The sequence below is a fragment of the Acerihabitans sp. genome (assembly GCF_036398755.1).
In the GTDB taxonomy this organism is placed as follows: domain Bacteria; phylum Pseudomonadota; class Gammaproteobacteria; order Enterobacterales; family Enterobacteriaceae; genus Acerihabitans.
Genome location: NZ_DASWOM010000093.1, coordinates 1 through 18,351, shown reverse-complemented (window position 1 = coordinate 18,351; position 18,351 = coordinate 1). Strand labels below are relative to the sequence as shown.

General features: G+C 57.8%; 15 protein-coding genes. 9 read left to right on the top strand and 6 right to left on the bottom strand.

The window, feature by feature from the left end; all coding sequences use genetic code 11:
- Positions 1-18: 18 nt before the first annotated feature.
- Positions 19-2,136 (top strand): bifunctional GTP diphosphokinase/guanosine-3',5'-bis pyrophosphate 3'-pyrophosphohydrolase, encoded by a 2,118-nt coding sequence (gene spoT / locus VGC33_RS15960; protein ID WP_331121755.1) that lies wholly within the window; start codon positions 19-21, stop codon positions 2,134-2,136.
- A gap of 80 nt (positions 2,137-2,216) precedes the next feature.
- On the top strand, positions 2,217-4,298 hold the full coding sequence (recG, locus tag VGC33_RS15955) for an ATP-dependent DNA helicase RecG (RefSeq protein WP_331121797.1): 2,082 nt from the start codon (positions 2,217-2,219) through the stop codon (positions 4,296-4,298).
- 58 nt (positions 4,299-4,356) lie between these two features.
- Here the strand turns inward: recG and VGC33_RS15950 are convergent, their stop codons facing one another.
- Positions 4,357-5,109, bottom strand: a complete 753-nt coding sequence (locus VGC33_RS15950; RefSeq protein ID WP_331121754.1) for a GntR family transcriptional regulator — start codon at positions 5,107-5,109, stop codon at positions 4,357-4,359.
- Positions 5,110-5,417: 308 nt separating this feature from the next.
- Between VGC33_RS15950 and VGC33_RS15945 the strand changes: the two genes are divergently transcribed.
- The 5 genes from VGC33_RS15945 (at position 5,418) to VGC33_RS15925 (ending at position 11,567) form a co-directional block, all read left to right on the top strand.
- Positions 5,418-6,194, top strand: a complete 777-nt coding sequence (locus tag VGC33_RS15945) for an ABC transporter substrate-binding protein (RefSeq protein WP_414636944.1) — start codon at positions 5,418-5,420, stop codon at positions 6,192-6,194.
- A 97-nt stretch (positions 6,195-6,291) separates the two neighbouring features.
- Positions 6,292-7,266 carry an SIS domain-containing protein gene (locus VGC33_RS15940; protein WP_331121752.1) on the top strand — a complete coding sequence of 325 codons (975 nt, stop codon included), beginning with the start codon at positions 6,292-6,294 and terminating at the stop codon, positions 7,264-7,266.
- Between the two features lie 70 nt (positions 7,267-7,336).
- The gene (locus VGC33_RS15935; protein WP_331121751.1) at positions 7,337-8,215 is read left to right on the top strand and encodes a PfkB family carbohydrate kinase; all 879 of its coding nucleotides are present in this window, start codon (positions 7,337-7,339) and stop codon (positions 8,213-8,215) included.
- A gap of 147 nt (positions 8,216-8,362) precedes the next feature.
- On the top strand, positions 8,363-9,742 hold the full coding sequence (locus VGC33_RS15930) for a nucleobase:cation symporter-2 family protein (RefSeq protein ID WP_414636945.1): 1,380 nt from the start codon (positions 8,363-8,365) through the stop codon (positions 9,740-9,742).
- A 136-nt stretch (positions 9,743-9,878) separates the two neighbouring features.
- Positions 9,879-11,567 (top strand): AsmA family protein, encoded by a 1,689-nt coding sequence (locus tag VGC33_RS15925; RefSeq protein WP_331121749.1) that lies wholly within the window; start codon positions 9,879-9,881, stop codon positions 11,565-11,567.
- A gap of 29 nt (positions 11,568-11,596) precedes the next feature.
- Here the strand turns inward: VGC33_RS15925 and fabY are convergent, their stop codons facing one another.
- From fabY to yihX, 4 genes are read right to left on the bottom strand one after another with little or no spacing between them, the layout of a single operon-like run.
- Complete coding sequence (gene fabY, locus VGC33_RS15920) at positions 11,597-12,538, bottom strand: fatty acid biosynthesis protein FabY (protein WP_331121748.1); 942 nt, start codon at positions 12,536-12,538, stop codon at positions 11,597-11,599.
- Positions 12,539-12,570: 32 nt separating this feature from the next.
- Positions 12,571-13,008: a D-aminoacyl-tRNA deacylase gene (dtd, locus tag VGC33_RS15915; RefSeq protein ID WP_331121747.1), complete on the bottom strand. Its 438-nt coding sequence runs from the start codon at positions 13,006-13,008 to the stop codon at positions 12,571-12,573.
- Positions 13,005-13,859 (bottom strand): virulence factor BrkB family protein, encoded by an 855-nt coding sequence (locus VGC33_RS15910; protein WP_331121746.1) that lies wholly within the window; start codon positions 13,857-13,859, stop codon positions 13,005-13,007. Before VGC33_RS15910 ends, dtd begins: the two co-directional genes overlap by 4 nt.
- A gap of 27 nt (positions 13,860-13,886) precedes the next feature.
- Complete coding sequence (gene yihX / locus VGC33_RS15905) at positions 13,887-14,474, bottom strand: glucose-1-phosphatase (RefSeq protein WP_331121745.1); 588 nt, start codon at positions 14,472-14,474, stop codon at positions 13,887-13,889.
- 512 nt (positions 14,475-14,986) lie between these two features.
- Here yihX and deoC point away from each other — a divergent pair.
- A complete protein-coding gene (gene deoC, locus VGC33_RS15895; protein ID WP_331121744.1) occupies positions 14,987-15,664 on the top strand; it encodes a deoxyribose-phosphate aldolase in 678 nt (225 codons plus the stop codon).
- A gap of 42 nt (positions 15,665-15,706) precedes the next feature.
- On the top strand, positions 15,707-16,480 hold the full coding sequence (deoR, locus tag VGC33_RS15890; RefSeq protein ID WP_331121743.1) for a DNA-binding transcriptional repressor DeoR: 774 nt from the start codon (positions 15,707-15,709) through the stop codon (positions 16,478-16,480).
- A 79-nt stretch (positions 16,481-16,559) separates the two neighbouring features.
- Here deoR and typA read toward each other — a convergent pair.
- The coding region (gene typA, locus VGC33_RS15885) for a translational GTPase TypA (protein WP_331121742.1) at positions 16,560-18,351 on the bottom strand (1,792 nt) is incomplete at its 5' end.

Genomic DNA, 18,351 nt, shown 5'->3' with positions numbered 1-18,351 from the left:
TCGGACAACGGTTCACAATTGTATCTGTTTGAAAGCCTGAATCTATTGATTCAACGATACCTGCCCGAAGATCAGATTAAGCTCCTCCGGCAGGCATACCTTGTCGCCCGTGATGCCCACGAGGGACAGTCACGCTCCAGCGGCGAGCCTTATATCACCCATCCGGTCGCCGTGGCCTGCATTCTGGCCGAAATGCGTCTTGACCATGAGACGCTGATGGCGGCGCTGCTGCATGATGTGATTGAGGATACTCCGGCCACCTACCAGGACATGGAGCAGTTGTTCGGTAAAAGCGTGGCCGAGCTGGTCGAAGGCGTTTCAAAACTTGATAAGCTTAAGTTCCGCGACAAAAAAGAAGCCCAGGCGGAAAATTTCCGCAAAATGATCATGGCCATGGTGCAGGATATCCGGGTGGTGCTGATAAAGCTGGCCGACCGGACCCACAATATGCGCACCCTCGGCTCGCTGCGACCTGACAAACGCCGCCGCATAGCCCGCGAAACCCTGGAAATCTATAGCCCGCTGGCCCATCGGCTGGGTATCCATCACCTCAAGACCGAACTTGAGGAGCTGGGCTTCGAGGCGCTCTATCCCAACCGCTACCGGGTGATCAAGGAAGTGGTCAAGTCGGCGCGCGGCAATCGTAAAGAGATGATCCAGAAAATCCTGGCGGAAATCGAAGGACGGTTGACCGAAGCGGGCATTCCCTGTCGCGTCAGCGGCCGGGAAAAACATCTGTACTCCATTTATTGCAAGATGCATCTCAAAGAGCAGCGGTTTCATTCCATTATGGATATCTACGCTTTTCGGGTCATCGTCGGCGAAGTGGATACCTGCTACCGGGTGCTGGGGCAGATGCACAGCCTGTATAAACCGCGCCCTGGGCGGGTAAAGGACTATATCGCCATTCCCAAGGCCAACGGCTATCAATCCCTGCATACCTCGATGATTGGCCCACACGGCGTGCCCGTGGAAGTGCAAATCCGCACCGAGGACATGGACCAGATGGCGGAAATGGGCGTGGCGGCGCACTGGGCTTATAAAGAACAGGGTGAAACCGGCACCACGGCGCAGATTCGCGCCAAGCGCTGGATGCAAAGCCTGCTGGAGCTGCAGCAAAGCGCCGGCAGTTCGTTTGAGTTTATTGAAAGCGTGAAGTCCGATCTGTTTCCGGATGAAATTTACGTCTTTACCCCGGAAGGACGTATTGTCGAACTGCCGGCCGGCGCCACGCCGGTGGACTTTGCCTACGCGGTGCATACCGATATCGGCCATGCCTGCGTCGGCGCCAGGGTGGACCGGCAGCCTTATCCTTTGTCCCAAGCCTTGACCAGCGGACAGGCGGTTGAAATTATTACCGCCCCTGGCGCCAGGCCCAATGCCGCCTGGCTGAACTTTGTCGTCAGCTCCAAGGCGCGGGCCAAAATCCGCCAGATGCTGAAAAACCTTAAACGCGATGATTCCGTCAGTTTAGGCCGGCGTTTATTGAACAACGCCCTCGGCGGCAGTCGAAAACTGGCCGAAGTGCCGCCGGAAAATATTCAGCATGAACTGGACCGGATGAAACTGGCCTCACTGGACGATCTGCTGGCGGAAATCGGCCTTGGCAATGCCATGAGCGTGGTGATTGCCCGTAATCTCCAGGGCGACCAGTCCAATATGGCGCCGTCCGGCACCGCCGTTTCCAGCCCCAAGACCCTGCCGATCAAAGGCGCGGAAGGGGTGCTTATCACCTTTGCCAAATGCTGCCGCCCTATTCCCGGCGATCCGATCATCGCCCATGTCAGCCCGGGTAAAGGCCTGGTGGTGCATCACGAATCCTGTCGTAATATTCGCGGCTACCAGAAAGAAGCGGAAAAATTCATGGCGGTGGAATGGGATCTGGATACCGAGCAGGAGTTTATCGCCGAAATCAAAGCGGATATGTTTAATCACCAGGGTGCGCTGGCCAACCTGACCGCGGCTATCAACGACGCCGATTCCAATATCCAGAGTCTGAACACCGAAGAGAAAGACGGGCGGGTCTATAGCGCGTTTATTCGCCTGACCGTGCGCGACCGTGTCCATCTGGCGAATATTATGCGTAAAATACGCGTTATGCCGGATGTGATAAGGGTCACCCGCAACCGCAATTAACGTCCTGGCCGCCCGCCGGCGCGACATCACGGCCGTTTAGCCATTGCGGGCCCGTTTACCCGCCACGGAGTGTTGAAATGATGGAAGGCCGTCTGCTGAATGCCATTCCGCTGAGTTCGCTTTCAGGGGTCGGCCCCGCCCAGTCGGCCAAACTCGCGCGGCTTGGCCTGGAGAACCTGCAGGACCTGCTGCTGCATCTGCCCTCTCGTTACGAGGATCGCACCCGTCTCTACCCGATTGGCGATGCGCTGCCCGGTATGTTCGTTACCGTGCAGGGCGAAGTGCTGGCCTGCGATATCAGCTTCGGCCGGCGGCGCATGCTGACCTGCCGCATGCGTGACGACAGCGGCATCATCACCCTGCGCTTTTTTAACTTCAACGCCGCGATGAAAAACAGCCTGGCCCCCGGTCGGCGCGTCACCGCCTATGGTGAAATCCGCCGCGGTCAGCAGGGCGCTGAAATCATCCATCCGGAATACCATGTGCTCGGCGATCGGGACGACGTGGCGCTGGCTTCCTCGTTGACGCCGGTCTATCCCACCACCGAAGGCGTGCGCCAGGCAACCCTGCGCAACCTGACGGATCAGGCGCTGACTCTGCTCGATACCTGCCCGATCGCCGAACTGCTGCCCCCGGAGCTGTGCCGTGGCCTGCTGAGCCTGCCGGATGCTTTGCGCACCCTGCACCGTCCCGCGCCCGATATCTCACTGGCCGATCTGGAACTGGGCAAACACCCGGCACAGCGACGGCTGATCCTGGAAGAACTGCTGGCCCATAATCTCAGCATGCTGGCGGTGCGGGCCGGGATCCGCAAGGACCTGGCGCTGGCGCTCACCGCCGATCATCGCCTTAAAGAGCGTTTCCTGGCGCTGCTGCCCTTCACGCCCACCGGCGCGCAGCAACGGGTGGTGGCTGAAATCGAGCGCGATCTGGCCGAGCCGGTACCGATGATGCGTTTGGTACAGGGCGACGTCGGCTCGGGAAAAACATTGGTGTCGGCCCTGGCGGCGCTGCGGGCCATCGCCCAGGGCAAACAGGTGGCGTTAATGGCGCCGACCGAGCTGCTGGCCGAGCAGCACGCGCAGACGTTTCGCCACTGGTTCGAGCCGCTGGGCATCGAGGTGGGCTGGCTGGCCGGTAAACAAAAAGGCAAGGCGCGTATTGCCCAGCAGGACGCCATCGCCGCCGGCGCGGTGGGAATGGTGGTGGGCACCCATGCCATTTTCCAGGAACAGGTGCGATTCGCCGGGCTGGCGCTGGTTATCATCGACGAACAGCACCGCTTCGGCGTACACCAGCGCCTGGCCTTGTGGGAGAAGGGCCTGGCGCAGGGCTTCCATCCCCATCAGCTGATCATGACCGCCACCCCCATTCCCCGCACGCTCGCCATGACCGCCTACGCCGATCTGGATACCTCGGTTATCGATGAACTGCCGCCCGGCCGGACGCCCGTGACCACGGTGGCCATTCCCGATACCCGACGCGAGGATATCATCCAGCGGGTACGGCAAGCCTGTTTGCAGGAGCGGCGCCAGGCCTATTGGGTCTGCACCTTAATCGAGGAATCCGATCTGTTGGAAGCCCAGGCGGCGCAGGCCACCTGGGAAGGTTTGGCGGCCGCGCTGCCGGAGCTGAACATCGGTTTGGTGCACGGCCGCATGAAGTCGCAGGAAAAACAGCAGATGATGAGCGCCTTCAAGGCGGGTGAAGTGCATCTGCTGGTGGCGACCACGGTCATCGAGGTGGGCGTCGATGTGCCTAATGCCAGCCTGATGATTATTGAAAACCCGGAGCGCCTGGGGCTGGCGCAGCTGCATCAGCTGCGCGGACGCGTGGGACGCGGCGCCGTGGCCTCCCACTGCGTCATGTTGTATAAGTCGCCGCTGAGCAAAACCGCGCAACGGCGATTGCAGGTGCTGCGGGATACCAACGACGGTTTTGTCATCGCGCAACAAGATCTGGAGATCCGTGGTCCCGGGGAACTGCTGGGCACCCGCCAGACCGGCAACGCGGAATTCAAAGTAGCCGATCTGCTGCGCGACCAGGCGATGATTCCGGAGGTGCAACGGCTGGCGCGCCATATCCATCAAAACCATCCCGCCGCCGCCCAGGCGCTGATTGAACGCTGGATGCCGGAACGCGTGCGCTATACCAACGCCTAGCGGCAAACCCAACCCCCTACCTTTAACATTGCCCGCATCTGGCAAGCGCCCGCCTTGGCTACAGGGTAGTGGCGATCCGAAAGGCTACCCGATGCGGATGGTTAACCGAGACCAGATATTCGTTCGGCCGGCGCTGGCGATCGAAAATCACCCCCCGGTAGGTCAGCGCCGGCGAACCAGGCTCGGCCTGCAGCAATTCCCGCTCTTCGGGAGTCATGATGCCCACCCGGATGGTGCCTTCGTCGAAAGCGCCGACGATGCCATAGCGCTCAGCCAACAGCTGATTAAGGGAGGTGTCCTGGAGCATATCCTCCGCGCACAGGCCCGGCACCCTCTCCTGCGGCAGGTAGCTGGTTTCCAGGCAAAACGGTTTGGTGTCCGCCAGTCGCAGGCGTTTGATGATCAGGATCGGCATACCGGTCTTGATCATCAGCAGCCTGGCGATGCGGGAACTGGCCGCGGCGCGGTGGAAAAAAATCAGCTTGCTGCTCGGCACGGCGCCGTTCATTTCGACTATCTTGCTGATGCCTAACTGAACCGGCTGGGCCAGCGGCCGTTCAATGGCCGTGCTGGTGAGGAAGGTACCGCGATTGCCGTGACGTTCAAGTATGCCGCCCTCGATCAGCTCATTGAGGATTTTGCGCAGTGTCATGCGGCTGATGCCAAGCATATCCGCCAGATCGCGCTCGGCGGGAATCCGATCGCCGGGATTGAATTCCGGCGTTTCCAGCAGGCTTTGCAATGCCTGGCGCTTTGCCAGATAGGCTTTGCGCGGCGGTTGGCCGGAGTGATGTGTGGTCTGATTATCCATGGTCTATTTTCATCCGGGCGCCTGTTGCCGGGTTATACGGCTGAACGATGATAACGCCGGCACTGGATACCGATTGGTAATATATTGTGCCGAAAGCCAATCATACCACGGTCGGGCCGCCGTCGCCAAAGGTCAATGCCGGCCGCCCCGGCGCTCGGCAATTGTCGCATTACCGCCGGTTGGCTGTTGCTTCGTTCGCCGATATAAGTTATACCATAATGTAGTGGTCTAATTTATGGTATACTTTATCGCGCCGTTCTTTATCCGGACGGCCGGGGCCGGCAGTCAACTTAACCTTCGGAGCCGTTTTGATGAAAACCAGGCATTGGTTATCCCTTACCCTTTCCCTTCTGGCCTGTTCCGCGCAGGCCCAGCAGCAGGACCTGCGTTTTGGCGTGGATCCCACATTCCCGCCTTTTGAGTACAAAACCGCCGAGGGACGGCTGGTCGGTTTTGACATCGATCTGGGCAATGCCATCTGCAACGCGCTCCAGGCCAAATGCCATTGGGTGGAAAACAGCTTCGACGGGCTTATCCCGGCGCTGAAAGCCAAGAAATTCGACGCCATACTCTCGTCGCTGAGCATTACCGCCGAGCGCGGCAAAGCGATCAACTTCAGCGATAAGCTGTTTAATACCCCGGCTTTCCTGGTGGCCGCTAAAAACAGCGGGCTGAAACCGACAGCCGACTCGCTCAAGGGCAAACACATCGGCGTACAGCAGGGGTCGGTGTTCGAAGCCTATGCAAAAAAATTCTGGGCGCCCGCCGGGGTGGATATCATCCCTTACCCGAGCGCCGATGCGGTCTACGCTGACTTGGTCGTGGGGCGGCTGGACGGCACTCTCGATGATGCCACGGTAGTCGCCGAATCGCTGCTCAATAAACCCCAGGGGCAGAACTTCGCGCTGATACAGCCGCGGGTGAACGACCGCGAGATTTTCGGACCGGGCACCGGCATCGGGCTACGCAAGGAGGATAGCGAGTTACAGGCCTCGCTCAACCAGGCCATCGCCAAAATCAGAAGCGACGGCACCTATGACCAACTGGCGGCCAAATATTTCAAATTCGATATTTACGGCGACTGACCATGTGCGCGGCCGGCCCGGCCTACCGCCGGGTCGTCGGCCGCCATCACTCATCACTGTTGACGCAGTACTTCATGAATAAAACAAGGTATTCGCTATGAATGTGCATTCCATTATTACCGCCGCGGCGGCGGGGCTGGCGGACACCGGCGGTATCCACCAGGTTTACCTGGTGGCCTGCGGCGGGTCGCTGGTCGATATGTATCCGGCTAAATATTTTCTTGAGGCCGAATCGACGGCGTTGCACTGCGCCATGATCACCGCCAACGAATTTGTCCACGCCGCGCCGAGACGCCTGGGCGGCAACTCGCTGGTGATCGTCTGTTCCCACGGCGGCAATACGCCGGAATCCGTGGCCGCCGCCGCGCTGGCCAAACGGCGCGGGGCAACGACCGTGACGCTGACCCATAACATTGAGGCCGATTTGCGGCAGTATGCCGATCACAACATCGTTTATGCCTGGGGCAACGACAGCAGCGTGGCGGATAATCCAATGGCAATCATCCTCGGGCTGTGCGTCGAGATCCTGGCTCAAACCGAAGGCTACGAACATTATGCCGCGTTTGGCCAGGGGCTTGGGCAGATCGACGGCGTGGTGTCTCGCGCCCGCGTCAAGGTGGCCGCGCGCTGTACGGCATTTGCCGAACGTTACCGGCACGAGTCGCTATTTTATATCCTCTCCAGCGGCGCGTCCTACGGCCATGCCTATGGTTTCGCCATCTGCTCGCTGATGGAGATGCAATGGCTGAACGCGGCGCCCATTCACTCGGGCGAATATTTTCACGGACCGTTTGAGGTGACCGATCGGGAAACCCCGTTTATCCTGATGGTGAACGAGGGACGCACCCGTGCGCTTGATGAGCGGGCGCGGAGTTTCCTGCGCAAGTATGCCGATAAAGTAGAAATTATCGATGCCAGGGAGCTGGATATCGGCATCCTGCCGCCATCAGTGGTGGAGTATTTCAACCCCATCTTGTTTTACAGCGTGATGTGCGAATATCGCGCGGCGCTGGCGGACCTGCGCCAACATCCGCTGGAGAAACGCCGTTACATGGGCCAGGTGGAGTATTGATGACGCTGAGTAACGCCCGGCGCCGGGCCAACAGACCTGGAAATTTGATTATCTGGCCGACGGAGGCAAGATGAAAGTTCTCGGTATCGGCGATAATGTGGTCGATCAGTATACCCATATCCGTACGCGCTACCCCGGCGGCAACGCGCTGAATTTCAGCGTATATGCCGCACGGTTGGGCTGTCCTTCCGCCTATATGGGCGTGTTTGGCGACGATGCGGCGGCGGCGCAGGTCAAGGCGGCCCTTGGGCAACTTGGGGTGGACGCGTCGCGCTGCCGGCAGGTGCCCGGAGAAAACGGCTGGGCCAGCCTGACCATCACTGATGGCGAACGGGTTTTCCTCGGTTCGAACCGGGGCGGGGTCAGCCGGTTGGCGTCAATGGATTTTGTGCTGGCGGAAAGCGATTATGTCCGGGACTCGGCATTGATCCATACCGGCAGCTACGGCTATCTCGACGCGCAGCTGCCGGCCCTGGGCCGGCTGGGCATACCGGTGTCTTATGATTTTTCGGACGATTTCGATCTGCCCGCGGCACTGGCGCTGTGTCCTTGGATAGATTACGGCTTTTTCTCCTGCGCCGGCGGTACGCTGGCGCAGAGCGAGGCAATTTTGCGCCGGGCGGTGGCCGCCGGCTGCGGCTGTGCGGTGGCGACCCGGGGCAGTGAAGAAGCGGTGTTGTTCGATGGCGAGCGGTGGTATCGGCAGGCGCCGCTCAAGGTGACTCCGTTAGATACGCTGGGGGCGGGGGATGCGTTTATCACGGCGTTTTTGCTGGATTATTTGCAATTGATCCCCAGTTTCTCAAGGCCGGACGGCACGGCGAATCCGGCGGGCGATATCGGCGCATCGGCGGATATGCGCATGGCGGTCAGCCTGGAACGGGCGGCGGCGTTTGCCGCGGAAATTTGTCTGGAAGAGGGTGCGTTTGGTTTCGGCCAGCCGTATTGAGCATGAACGGCCCGGTGCGCGGCAATCCGCGCCTGAATTGATTTATATCAAACGGTTGGGGCGGAAGCTGAAAGCAATCGATTGCTTTTGAAAGCAGGTTGATTAAAATGCCTCCTTTGCCGTCCAGGAAAGTTTCCCCCCATGACCATGCCAGCCACTGACGTCGATGACGCGCCGATTCCCGTTGCCAAAAGCGAACTGATTTATCATCTCGACGATCGCCCGCCGCTGGCGGAAACCCTGTTTGCCGCCTGCCAGCACCTGCTGGCCATGTTTGTCGCCGTTATCACGCCCGGCCTGTTAATCTGCCAGGCGCTGGGACTTCCGGCGCAGGATACGCAGCATATCATCAGCATGTCGCTGTTTGCCTCGGGCCTGGCTTCCCTACTGCAAATCAAGACCTGGGGACCGGTGGGATCGGGCCTGTTGTCCATTCAGGGCACCAGCTTCAACTTTGTCACGCCGCTTATCATGGGCGGCCTGGCGCTGAAAAACGGCGGCGCCGATGTGCCCACCATGATGGCGGCCCTGTTCGGCACGCTGATGGTGGCGTCCTGCACCGAAATTTTGTTATCCCGGGTACTGCATCTGGCCCGGCGCATCATTACGCCGCTGGTATCGGGTATCGTGGTGATGATTATCGGCATTTCACTGATCCAGGTCGGCCTGACCTCCATCGGCGGCGGTTTCGCCGCCATGGGCGATCATACCTTCGGCGCGCCGAAAAACCTGATGCTGGCGGGCGTGGTGCTCTTGGTCATCATCCTGCTCAATCGCCAGCGCAATCCCTATCTGCGCGTCGCCTCGCTGGTGATAGCCATGGCGGTGGGCTATCTGGCGGCCTGGATGATGGGCATGTTGCCGCAAATCGCTCCCGCGCCGGCGCAGTCCATCATCATGGTGCCGACGCCGCTGTATTATGGCCTGGGTTTCGACTGGGACCTGCTTATCCCGCTGATGCTGGTGTTTATGGTCACGTCGCTTGAAACCATCGGCGATATTACCGCCACCTCCGACGTCTCGGAGCAGCCGGTACGCGGCCCCATCTATATGCGGCGCCTGAAAGGCGGCGTGCTGGCCAACGGCCTGAACTCCATGCTGTCGGCGGTATTCAACACCTTCCCCAACTCCTGTTTTGGTCAAAATAACGGCGTCATTCAGCTCACCGGCGTGGCCAGCCGCTATGTCGGTTTTGTGGTGTCGCTGATGCTGATTGCGCTAGGGCTGTTCCCGGTGGTCAGCGGCTTTGTGCAGCATATCCCCGAGCCGGTGCTGGGAGGCGCGACCATCGTCATGTTCGGCACCATTGCCGCATCCGGCGTGCGCATCGTCTCCCGTGAACGGCTCAATCGCCGCGCCATTATGATTATCGCCCTGTCCCTGGCGGTGGGGCTGGGCGTGTCCCAACAGCCGCTGATCTTGCAATTCGCGCCGCAGTGGCTGAAAACCCTGATGTCATCGGGCATCGCCGCCGGCGGCATTACCGCCATCATCTTGAATTTACTGTTCCCGCCGGAACATAACTGATTAACCAACGCGTAATTTATGCGGCCGCCGTATCAATATGGCGGCTTTTTTTTGCCTGAAGCGCATTGGCTCTTGAGAAGCCCCGTTAATTACGGCATAAACTGGGTAACCTTTATGACAGCGATGGATTTGAGCAATGAAATTTATTGGGAAACTCTTGTTATCAATACTATTACTATTGCTATTGATAATTGTCCTGATCTACGTGTTGCTGCAAACCTCCTGGGGCGCCGGTTGGGTTGGCCGAATGGTCACCCAGCACAGCGATTACCAGTTGTCTTTCAATAAAATCACCCATAGCTGGTCCGACCCAAGCGACATTTATTTCGACAACATCTCGTTCGGACAAAAAGAGCGCAGGGCCACCCTGGTGGCCAAACGGCTGGTGGCCGGGTTCAGCATCGGGCAATTCACCAATCCCTATCATTTTTCCCGTATCCAGCTGCAGGACGGCACCCTGAACCTGGATCCCGCCTCGCTGGCGTTTCCGCTGGAGGCGGATGTGCTGCAGCTCAACGGCATGGCTATCCAGTCCCCTTATGGCGGCTGGGAGCTGAACGGTCAAAACGTCAACGCCGGCGTTACTCCCTGGAAACCGCAAACCGGTTTTCCGTTGGGACGTAACGCCCGCTTCCAGATCAGCGCCCGTTCCCTGACCCTCAACGGCATTCCGGCGGAAAACGTCCTGGTGCAGGGCGAAATCAATAACACCCAACTGCGGCTGGATAACCTGGGCGCCGATTTGTCCCAGGGTGAGTTGACCGGCAATGCGCGGCGCGACGAAGACGGCGCCTGGCAGGTGGACAACCTGCGCCTGAGCAATGTGCGCATGCAAACCGCGCAAAGCCTGGATGAGTTTTTGCGCCAGCTGTCGGAAGTGCCGAAAATCACCATCCATCGCTTTGATTTGATCGACGCGCGTATGGAAGGCAAAAACTGGGCCTTTAGCGATTTGGATTTAACCCTGCGCAATATCACCTTTCAGGATGGCGACTGGTCGTCGGACGACGGCAGCCTGTCGTTTAATGCCAGCGACCTGATTAACGGCGCCGTGCACTTAAACGATCCGATAGCCAATATGACCCTGTCGCCGCAGGGTATTGAAATACGCCAGTTCAGCGGGCGCTGGCAGGGGGGGCTGATGCGCACCTCGGGCCGCTGGCTGCGGGACGGACAGCGTCTGGAGCTGGATGACTTCATGGTGGCCGGATTGGAATATACCTTGCCCGGGCAATGGCTGGACAGCTGGCTGCAACCCCTGCCCTCCTGGCTGTCCGACATTCAGGTGAACAAGTTTACCGCCAACCGCAATCTGCTGATTGATATCAATCCCGCGTTTCCGTTTCAGATCACCGCGCTGGACGGCTACGGTAAAAACCTGGTATTGGCGCGCGATCATCAATGGGGCATCTGGTCCGGGAGCCTCAACCTTAACGGCAGCGACGCCACCTTTAATAAAATCGATGTCCGCCGCCCGTCGCTGGCGTTAACCGCGGAGGGCGGCAGGGTCGCCGTCACCGAACTGAGCGCCTTTGCCGGCGAAGGCTTGTTTGAGGCCACGGCGGTGATAAACCAGCAGGGCGAACGGGGATTTACCCTGAACCTTAACGGACGGGCGGTGCCGTTAAACGTATTGCAGCGCTGGGGATGGCCCGTGGCGCCTTTGCCGGGCAACGGCAACACACAGCTTACCCTGGCCGGGAAAATGCCCGCCAACGCGCCGTTTAAACCCTTCCTTAACGGCAGGCTGCATGCGCTGAACGCGCAGGGCCAGACGGCGGATCAGATCATGGTCAACGGCGAGCTGGCGCCGGCAGCGCCATAAACGACTGGATTTTCCGCTACAAGCGCCTATCAGCCGGCCTGGGAGCCGCCGCGCTCCAGCGGCTTATCCGGTGTTGACGGCAATACCAGGTAAACGGCTTTGAATATCGCCCCTTTGTCGTCATTGCCGAACAACTCGACCTCAAGCTGCACCCGCGCCTTGCGTCCGCGCGCCAGACGGTCGAGATCGCCGCTCAGTGAGCCCAAATCGGCCACCGCGCAGGGTCTGCCGGTCACCGGGGTGAGATAGCGGATGTGGGCGTCGGCCAGGATAATGGTGCCGCCCAATTGGCGCTCACGCAGCAATAGCCATATCAGCCCCCAGCCGGTCAGGGTCGCCAGTGAAAACAGGCTGCCGGCAAACAGGGTATGATGGGGATTCTGGTTACCGGCCTCGGGCATGGTGGTCATAAACTTCTGGCCGGTGTACTGGCTGATGCGCACGCCCATCTTTTCGCTAAGCGGAATATGCTGATACCAAGCCTGCTGCAATTGGCCGCACCAGTCCGGCCGGTGCAAAATGTCATCCAATGTCACGATGGGTTTTATCATTAAAAAATGACGGATCGGTGTGGTTGACGGCGCCGTGATTTCACCCTGGTTGATAAATCCCAGCTTGGCGAAGAAATCCACCGCGTCCTCGCGCGCGCTGCACACCACCCGTTTGACCCCTTCCTGGCGGGCCACGGATTCCAGCGTCATGGCCACCAGGGTGCCCAGTCCTTTGTCCTGCACCTGGGGGTCCACCGCCATAAAGCGGATGGAGGCTTCATTGTCGGCGTTGATATACAGCCGGCCTATGGCCACCGGGTTCCCTTCTTCATCCACCACCATTTGGTGATGCGCCGTCGCGTCATAGGCATCCCTTTCGGAGCCCTGCGGCTGATGCAACGGCTTACGCAGCATTTCCCAGCGGAACCGGTAGTAATCGCTGAATTCTTGTTCGGTGTGTGGAACGCGCAGATGATACATGCCATGTTCTCTCTATAAAGGTCTTTAACGTTTCATACCTGAAGCCAGAAGGTCACCGGGCCGTCATTCACCAGCGAGACCTGCATATCCGCCCCGAAGCGGCCGGTTTCGGTCCTGATATCCTTTTCGCGGCAGCAGTCGTTAAAATACTCATACAGTTGCTCCGCCAGGGCGGGCGCCGCGCCGCGAGAAAAGCCGGGACGCAGCCCCTTGTCGGTTTGCGCCGCCAGGGTAAACTGCGAAACCACCAGCACGCTGCCGCCGGCCTGGCGGACGTTAAGGTTCATTTTACCCTGCCCGTCGTTGAATATGCGGTAGGCCAGCACGCGCTCGCATAACGCGGCCGCCTTTTGCCTGTCGTCATCCCGCTCGACGCCCAACAGGATCAGCAGGCCGGCGCCGATGGCGCCCACGCAATCGCCCCCGATGGCGACCTCCGCGCGCAATACGCGCTGTATCAAGGCAATCATCGCAATAACCTCTCCTCTGCCCTCAACCGCCGGTGCTCCGTCAGCGAAGCGGTAATTTCCGCGCCCAGTAGTACAATACACCAGCTCCAATAGACCCAAAGAAATAAGATGGGTATCACCGCCAGCACGCCATAAATCAGCTGATAGGACGGGAACATGGTGACATAGAGGCCGAATGCCTTTTTTCCCAGTTCGAACAGCGCGCCCGCCACCACCGCCCCCACCAGGGCATCCCGGCCGGGAACGCGCACCGTCGGCACGACGCAATATAATAACCAGAACGAGGCGCCGGAGAGCAATAACGGGAATATCCTCAGCACCAGGGTCACGACCGTCGTGGTACCGCTATTGTTGAGCCAGGTAAGGGAAATCAAATAGGAACTTATCACCATGCTGGCGCCGGTCAGTATCGGCCCCAGCGTTAACACCATCCAGTAAACCGCAAAAGAGAAAATGATGGGGCGCTTGTTTTTACTGCGCCAAATGGTGTTGAGCACCGTATCGACTGAATAAATCAGCAGCAGCGCGGTCACGATAAGCCCACAGGTGCCCACCGCCGTCATTTTGTTGGTATTGAGGATAAACTGCTCGAGATAGCGCTGGATAACGTCGCCGGTGGCCGGCATAAAATTATGGAAGATAAAGGTCTTCAACTGGACGCTGGCGCCGGAAAAAACTGGAAATGCGGCAATAAGCGCAAAAACCACGGTAATGAGCGGCACCAGTGAAAGCAGGGAAACATAGGCCAGATGCCCGGCCAATACCGTCATCCCATCATGGTCGATGCGTTTATAGAGCAGGGAACAGAACGAAAAAAAACGGATGAATTTTTTCCGATAAGCAGTTCTCATCGCACAGCCCCCCGATGAATACACCACTTAGGCGAAATAAGCGGGTACCACGCCTGGATCCGTTACATGAACAGACGGTAAACCCACGCTTTGCGCGCCCTTGATATTATCCGCGTTGTCATCAAAGAAAACCGCGTCCCGCGCGTCTACCCCTTCCTGCTCAAGCACGGCGCGATAAGTAGCGGGGTCGGGTTTGCGCATGCCCAGATCCTGCGACAGATAAAGCTTATCCACACTTTGCTGGATCTCGGGATACTGGCTCGGCCAATAGTCACAGTGCAAACGATTGGTATTGGACAAAATGACCACCCGATGACCCTGTTCGCGCAGGCGATGGATAATCTCGATGACCTCGGGGCGCACGCCGACAAATACCGCCTGCCAGCCGGTGGTAAACTGCTCGAAACTCAGGGCGATGCCCAGCTCATTGCAGATAAGGGCGGCAAAAGCCTCATCGGTAATATCACCCCTTTCGTGCTGCTCGAAAGCCTCGCCCATGACGAACTGCTTCTTCAGCCGGGCCAGCGGCACGCCGCTGAGATTACTCCATACCCCCAGGACGCGGCTGAAATCGATATCTATCACGACATTACCCAAATCAAAGATATAAAGCATGGCTCCCTCCCAATCTTTCATCATATTCCCACTGTAGCGGTAAATGAACCAACTGAACAGCCATCAACACGCATTCAGGCGGGACAGGGGGATAAATGGGCACAACGGTGTTTTGTTTAAGTAGCCGTCAGGCATTTGTACCCTAATGTGGCGCATGATGTGATTCCCGGTTGATAAAAAATGGCGCTACGCCGCTGGATACACCCGCCGCTGCAGCCGAAGTTGAAATCGGGGCTGCCAGCGTTTCGCCGGTCTTGGGCATGCCTTTGATAGAGGTAATTAAATCCACCCTATTGGCGTCAATAACTGCTATATCCGTAATTATTAACCCTTATATTTTTAACATCACTCAACGTTACTTAATTAACATTAATGATGATTAAATGTTATTTATATGACAAATACCACATCAATTAATGAAAAATAATTTGCTTTATCGCTATTATGTGCGACTTTTGCAATGTTATTATTCTCACATAATCATCGTGATAATCCAGAACAAGGACATTGAAATGACAACGCCTGAAATCGACTTTGCCCGTTATATCGACCATACCCTGCTGGCGCAGGATGCCACCGAAGCGAATATCACCACCCTGTGTGAAGAGGCTAAACAATTCGGTTTTTATGCGGTGTGCGTCAACTCCGGGTATGTGCCGCTGGCCGCCCGGTTACTGCGCGGCTGTCCGGTAAAGGTTTGCTCGGTTATCGGCTTTCCGTTGGGCGCTGGCCTGACGTCCGCCAAGGTGTCCGAGGCGCAGGCGGCGATGGCGGCGGGCGCGCAGGAAATAGATATGGTGATTAACGTCGGTTGGCTGAAAAGCGGCAATATCGAGGCGGTAACCGCCGACATCCGCGCGGTGCGCGAGGTTTGCGCGGCTATTCCGTTGAAGGTAATATTGGAAACCTGTTTGTTGAGTTCACACCAAATTGTCGAGGTTTGCCGGATTTGTCGCGAACTGAAGGTGGCGTTTGTGAAAACATCCACCGGATTCAGTACCGGCGGCGCCAAAGAAGAGCATGTCCGGCTGATGCGCGACACCGTCGGTGACGGAATTGGCGTAAAGGCTTCCGGCGCGGTACGCGATCGCCAGACCGCCACCGCCATGATCATGGCCGGCGCCACGCGTATCGGCACCAGTTCCGGTGTCGCAATCGTTTCGGGCAAAGCGTCGGCCAGCGATTATTAATTTGAACCCGGCGGAAATCGGGTTGATGATGCAGGATTTCATATGGAAACGCGGCGCGAAGAAAGGATTAATAAACTCATACTCGCCCTGAAGCGGGAAGATAAGCTTCATTTGAAAGATGCCGCCATCCTGCTGGGAGTCTCGGAGATGACCATCCGCCGCGATTTGAGCGCTGAACCCGCGCAGGTCGTGCTGCTCGGCGGTTACGTGGTGAACGATCCGCGCAACAATAACGTTACCCACTACTTCGTATCAGATCAAAAAGCCAAGCACGTGGAAGAAAAAAACGTCATCGGCCGGCTGGCGGCGGCGTTGATCGAGCCGGACGAGACGGTTTTTTTTGACTGCGGCACCACCACCCCGTTTATCATCGATGCCATTGACGATGAACTGGCTTTTACCGCCGTTTGTTATTCCCTGAATACCTTTCTGGCGTTACAAGACCGGCCCAAATGCAAAGTCATCCTGTGCGGCGGCGAATTCCATCCCGCCAACTGTATCTTTACACCCTTGACCCAGTACTCCATCCTGGACAACATCCGTCCCGATAAAGCCTTTATCTCCGCGGCGGGCGTCGATATACGCGTTGGCGCCACCTGTTTCAACTTTGATGAGCTCACCATGAAGCATCGTGCATTATCCATGTCGCAGCAGGCGATTCTGGTGGCCGATCACAGTAAATTCGATAACACCAAACCCGCCTTTATCGGCGCCTTATCGTTGTTTCATACCCTGATAACCGATCGGTCGCCGGCCGAAAAATTCCACGATTATTGCCAACAGCGTGAAATATCGCTGCTTTATCACCGGGAATAGCGCCATCCGGCCATAAAAAAATGCCGGCCTGCTTACGCAAACCGGCATTGTCAACGTTATCGCCGCGAGGCCGTTGGGTTTAAGCTTCTTTACCCGAACGGTTAGCGCGTTTACGGTCATTTTCGGTCAAATGACGCTTACGCAAACGCACGGACAGTGGCGTAACTTCCACCAGTTCATCATCATCGATAAACTCCAGCGCCTGTTCCAGCGACATCTTGATAGGCGTCACCAGCGTGGTGGCCTCATCGGTGCCGGACGCGCGCATGTTGGTCAGTTTTTTACCGGTCAGGCAGTTTACCGTCAGGTCGTTTGAGCGGGTGTGAATGCCGATAACCTGGCCTTCATACACTTCCGCGCCATGACCCAGGAACAAACGTCCGCGATCCTGCAGGCTGTACAGGGCATAAGCCACCGCCTTGCCCTGGCCGTTGGAAATCATTACGCCGTTCTGGCGTTGGCCGATTTCACCCGGACGGACGTCGTCATAATGGCTGAACGACGAATACAACAGGCCGGTGCCGGAGGTCATGGTTAAAAAGTCGGTACGAAAACCAATCAAGCCGCGGCTGGGAATGATGTAATCAAGACGGATACGTCCTTTGCCGTCCGGCAGCATATCGCGCATTTCACCCTTACGGATGCCCATGGCTTCCATAACCGGGCCTTGGTTCTGCTCTTCGATATCCAATGTAACCTGTTCGAACGGCTCTTGTTTCTTGCCGTCAACGGTACGATAGATAACTTTCGGACGCGATACGGCGATTTCAAAGCCTTCGCGACGCATATTCTCGATCAGTACCGACAGATGAAGTTCGCCACGGCCGGAGACCAGGAAGGTATCCGGATCGACGGTTTCTTCCACGCGCAGGGCCACGTTGTGCACCAGCTCTTTATTCAGGCGCTCAAGGATTTGGCGGGAAGTCACGTATTTGCCTTCCTTGCCGCAGAACGGCGAGGTGTTGACGCCGAACGACATGGAGACGGTAGGTTCGTCCACCGTCAACGGCGGCAGCGCTTCGACCAGGGCCTGATCGCAAATGGTGTCGGAAATATTGAGTTCGCCAAGACCGGTAACGGCGATGATATCGCCCGCTTCCGCCAGCTTGGACTCAATGCGCAACAGGCCCATATGGCCCAGTACCTGGCCCACTTTGCCGTTGCGACGCTTGCCTTCATGGTCGATGATGGTCACAGCCTGGTTCGGTTTTACCGAGCCGCGCTTGATGCGGCCGATGCCGATGACGCCAACATAGCTGTTGTAGTCAAGCTGCGAAATCTGCATCTGGAACGCGCCGTCGCTGTCGACGTTCGGCGCGTCGACGTTCTTGATGATGGACTCAAACAGCGGGGTCATGTCGCTGGCCATGTTCTCGTGCTCATAGCCCGCAACACCGTTTAACGCGGAGGCATATATGATCGGAAAATCCAGTTGCTCATCGGTTGCGCCGAGGTTTACAAACAAATCAAACACCTGGTCCACTACCCAATCAGGGCGGGCGCCGGGACGGTCGACTTTATTGATGACCACAATGGGTTTGAGACCATAAGCGAAGGCTTTCTGGGTCACGAACCGGGTTTGCGGCATGGGTCCGTCCATGGCGTCGACCAGCAGCAGCACCGAGTCGACCATGGACATTACGCGTTCAACCTCGCCGCCGAAATCGGCGTGTCCAGGGGTATCAACGATGTTGATACGGTAGTCGTGCCAGTTAATAGCGGTATTTTTTGCGAGGATGGTAATCCCACGCTCTTTCTCCAAATCGTTGGAGTCCATAACGCGCTCGGTGGCGTCGTTGCGGTCACCCAATGTTCCGGATTGTTGCAACAGCTTATCGACCAGGGTAGTTTTACCATGGTCGACGTGCGCG

Excerpts from the sequence above, each read along its gene's own strand:
- yihX (WP_331121745.1), bottom strand. The coding sequence starts at position 14,474 with ATGCTTTATATCTTTGATTTGGGTAATGTCGTGATAGATATCGATTTC.
- VGC33_RS15935 (WP_331121751.1), top strand. The coding sequence starts at position 7,337 with ATGAAAGTTCTCGGTATCGGCGATAATGTGGTCGATCAGTATACCCAT.
- recG (WP_331121797.1), top strand. The coding sequence starts at position 2,217 with ATGGAAGGCCGTCTGCTGAATGCCATTCCGCTGAGTTCGCTTTCAGGG.
- VGC33_RS15925 (WP_331121749.1), top strand. The coding sequence starts at position 9,879 with ATGAAATTTATTGGGAAACTCTTGTTATCAATACTATTACTATTGCTA.
- dtd (WP_331121747.1), bottom strand. The coding sequence starts at position 13,008 with ATGATTGCCTTGATACAGCGCGTATTGCGCGCGGAGGTCGCCATCGGG.
- deoC (WP_331121744.1), top strand. The coding sequence starts at position 14,987 with ATGACAACGCCTGAAATCGACTTTGCCCGTTATATCGACCATACCCTG.
- VGC33_RS15940 (WP_331121752.1), top strand. The coding sequence starts at position 6,292 with ATGAATGTGCATTCCATTATTACCGCCGCGGCGGCGGGGCTGGCGGAC.
- VGC33_RS15910 (WP_331121746.1), bottom strand. The coding sequence starts at position 13,859 with ATGAGAACTGCTTATCGGAAAAAATTCATCCGTTTTTTTTCGTTCTGT.
- VGC33_RS15950 (WP_331121754.1), bottom strand. The coding sequence starts at position 5,109 with ATGGATAATCAGACCACACATCACTCCGGCCAACCGCCGCGCAAAGCC.
- VGC33_RS15930 (WP_414636945.1), top strand. The coding sequence starts at position 8,363 with ATGCCAGCCACTGACGTCGATGACGCGCCGATTCCCGTTGCCAAAAGC.
- deoR (WP_331121743.1), top strand. The coding sequence starts at position 15,707 with ATGGAAACGCGGCGCGAAGAAAGGATTAATAAACTCATACTCGCCCTG.
- fabY (WP_331121748.1), bottom strand. The coding sequence starts at position 12,538 with ATGTATCATCTGCGCGTTCCACACACCGAACAAGAATTCAGCGATTAC.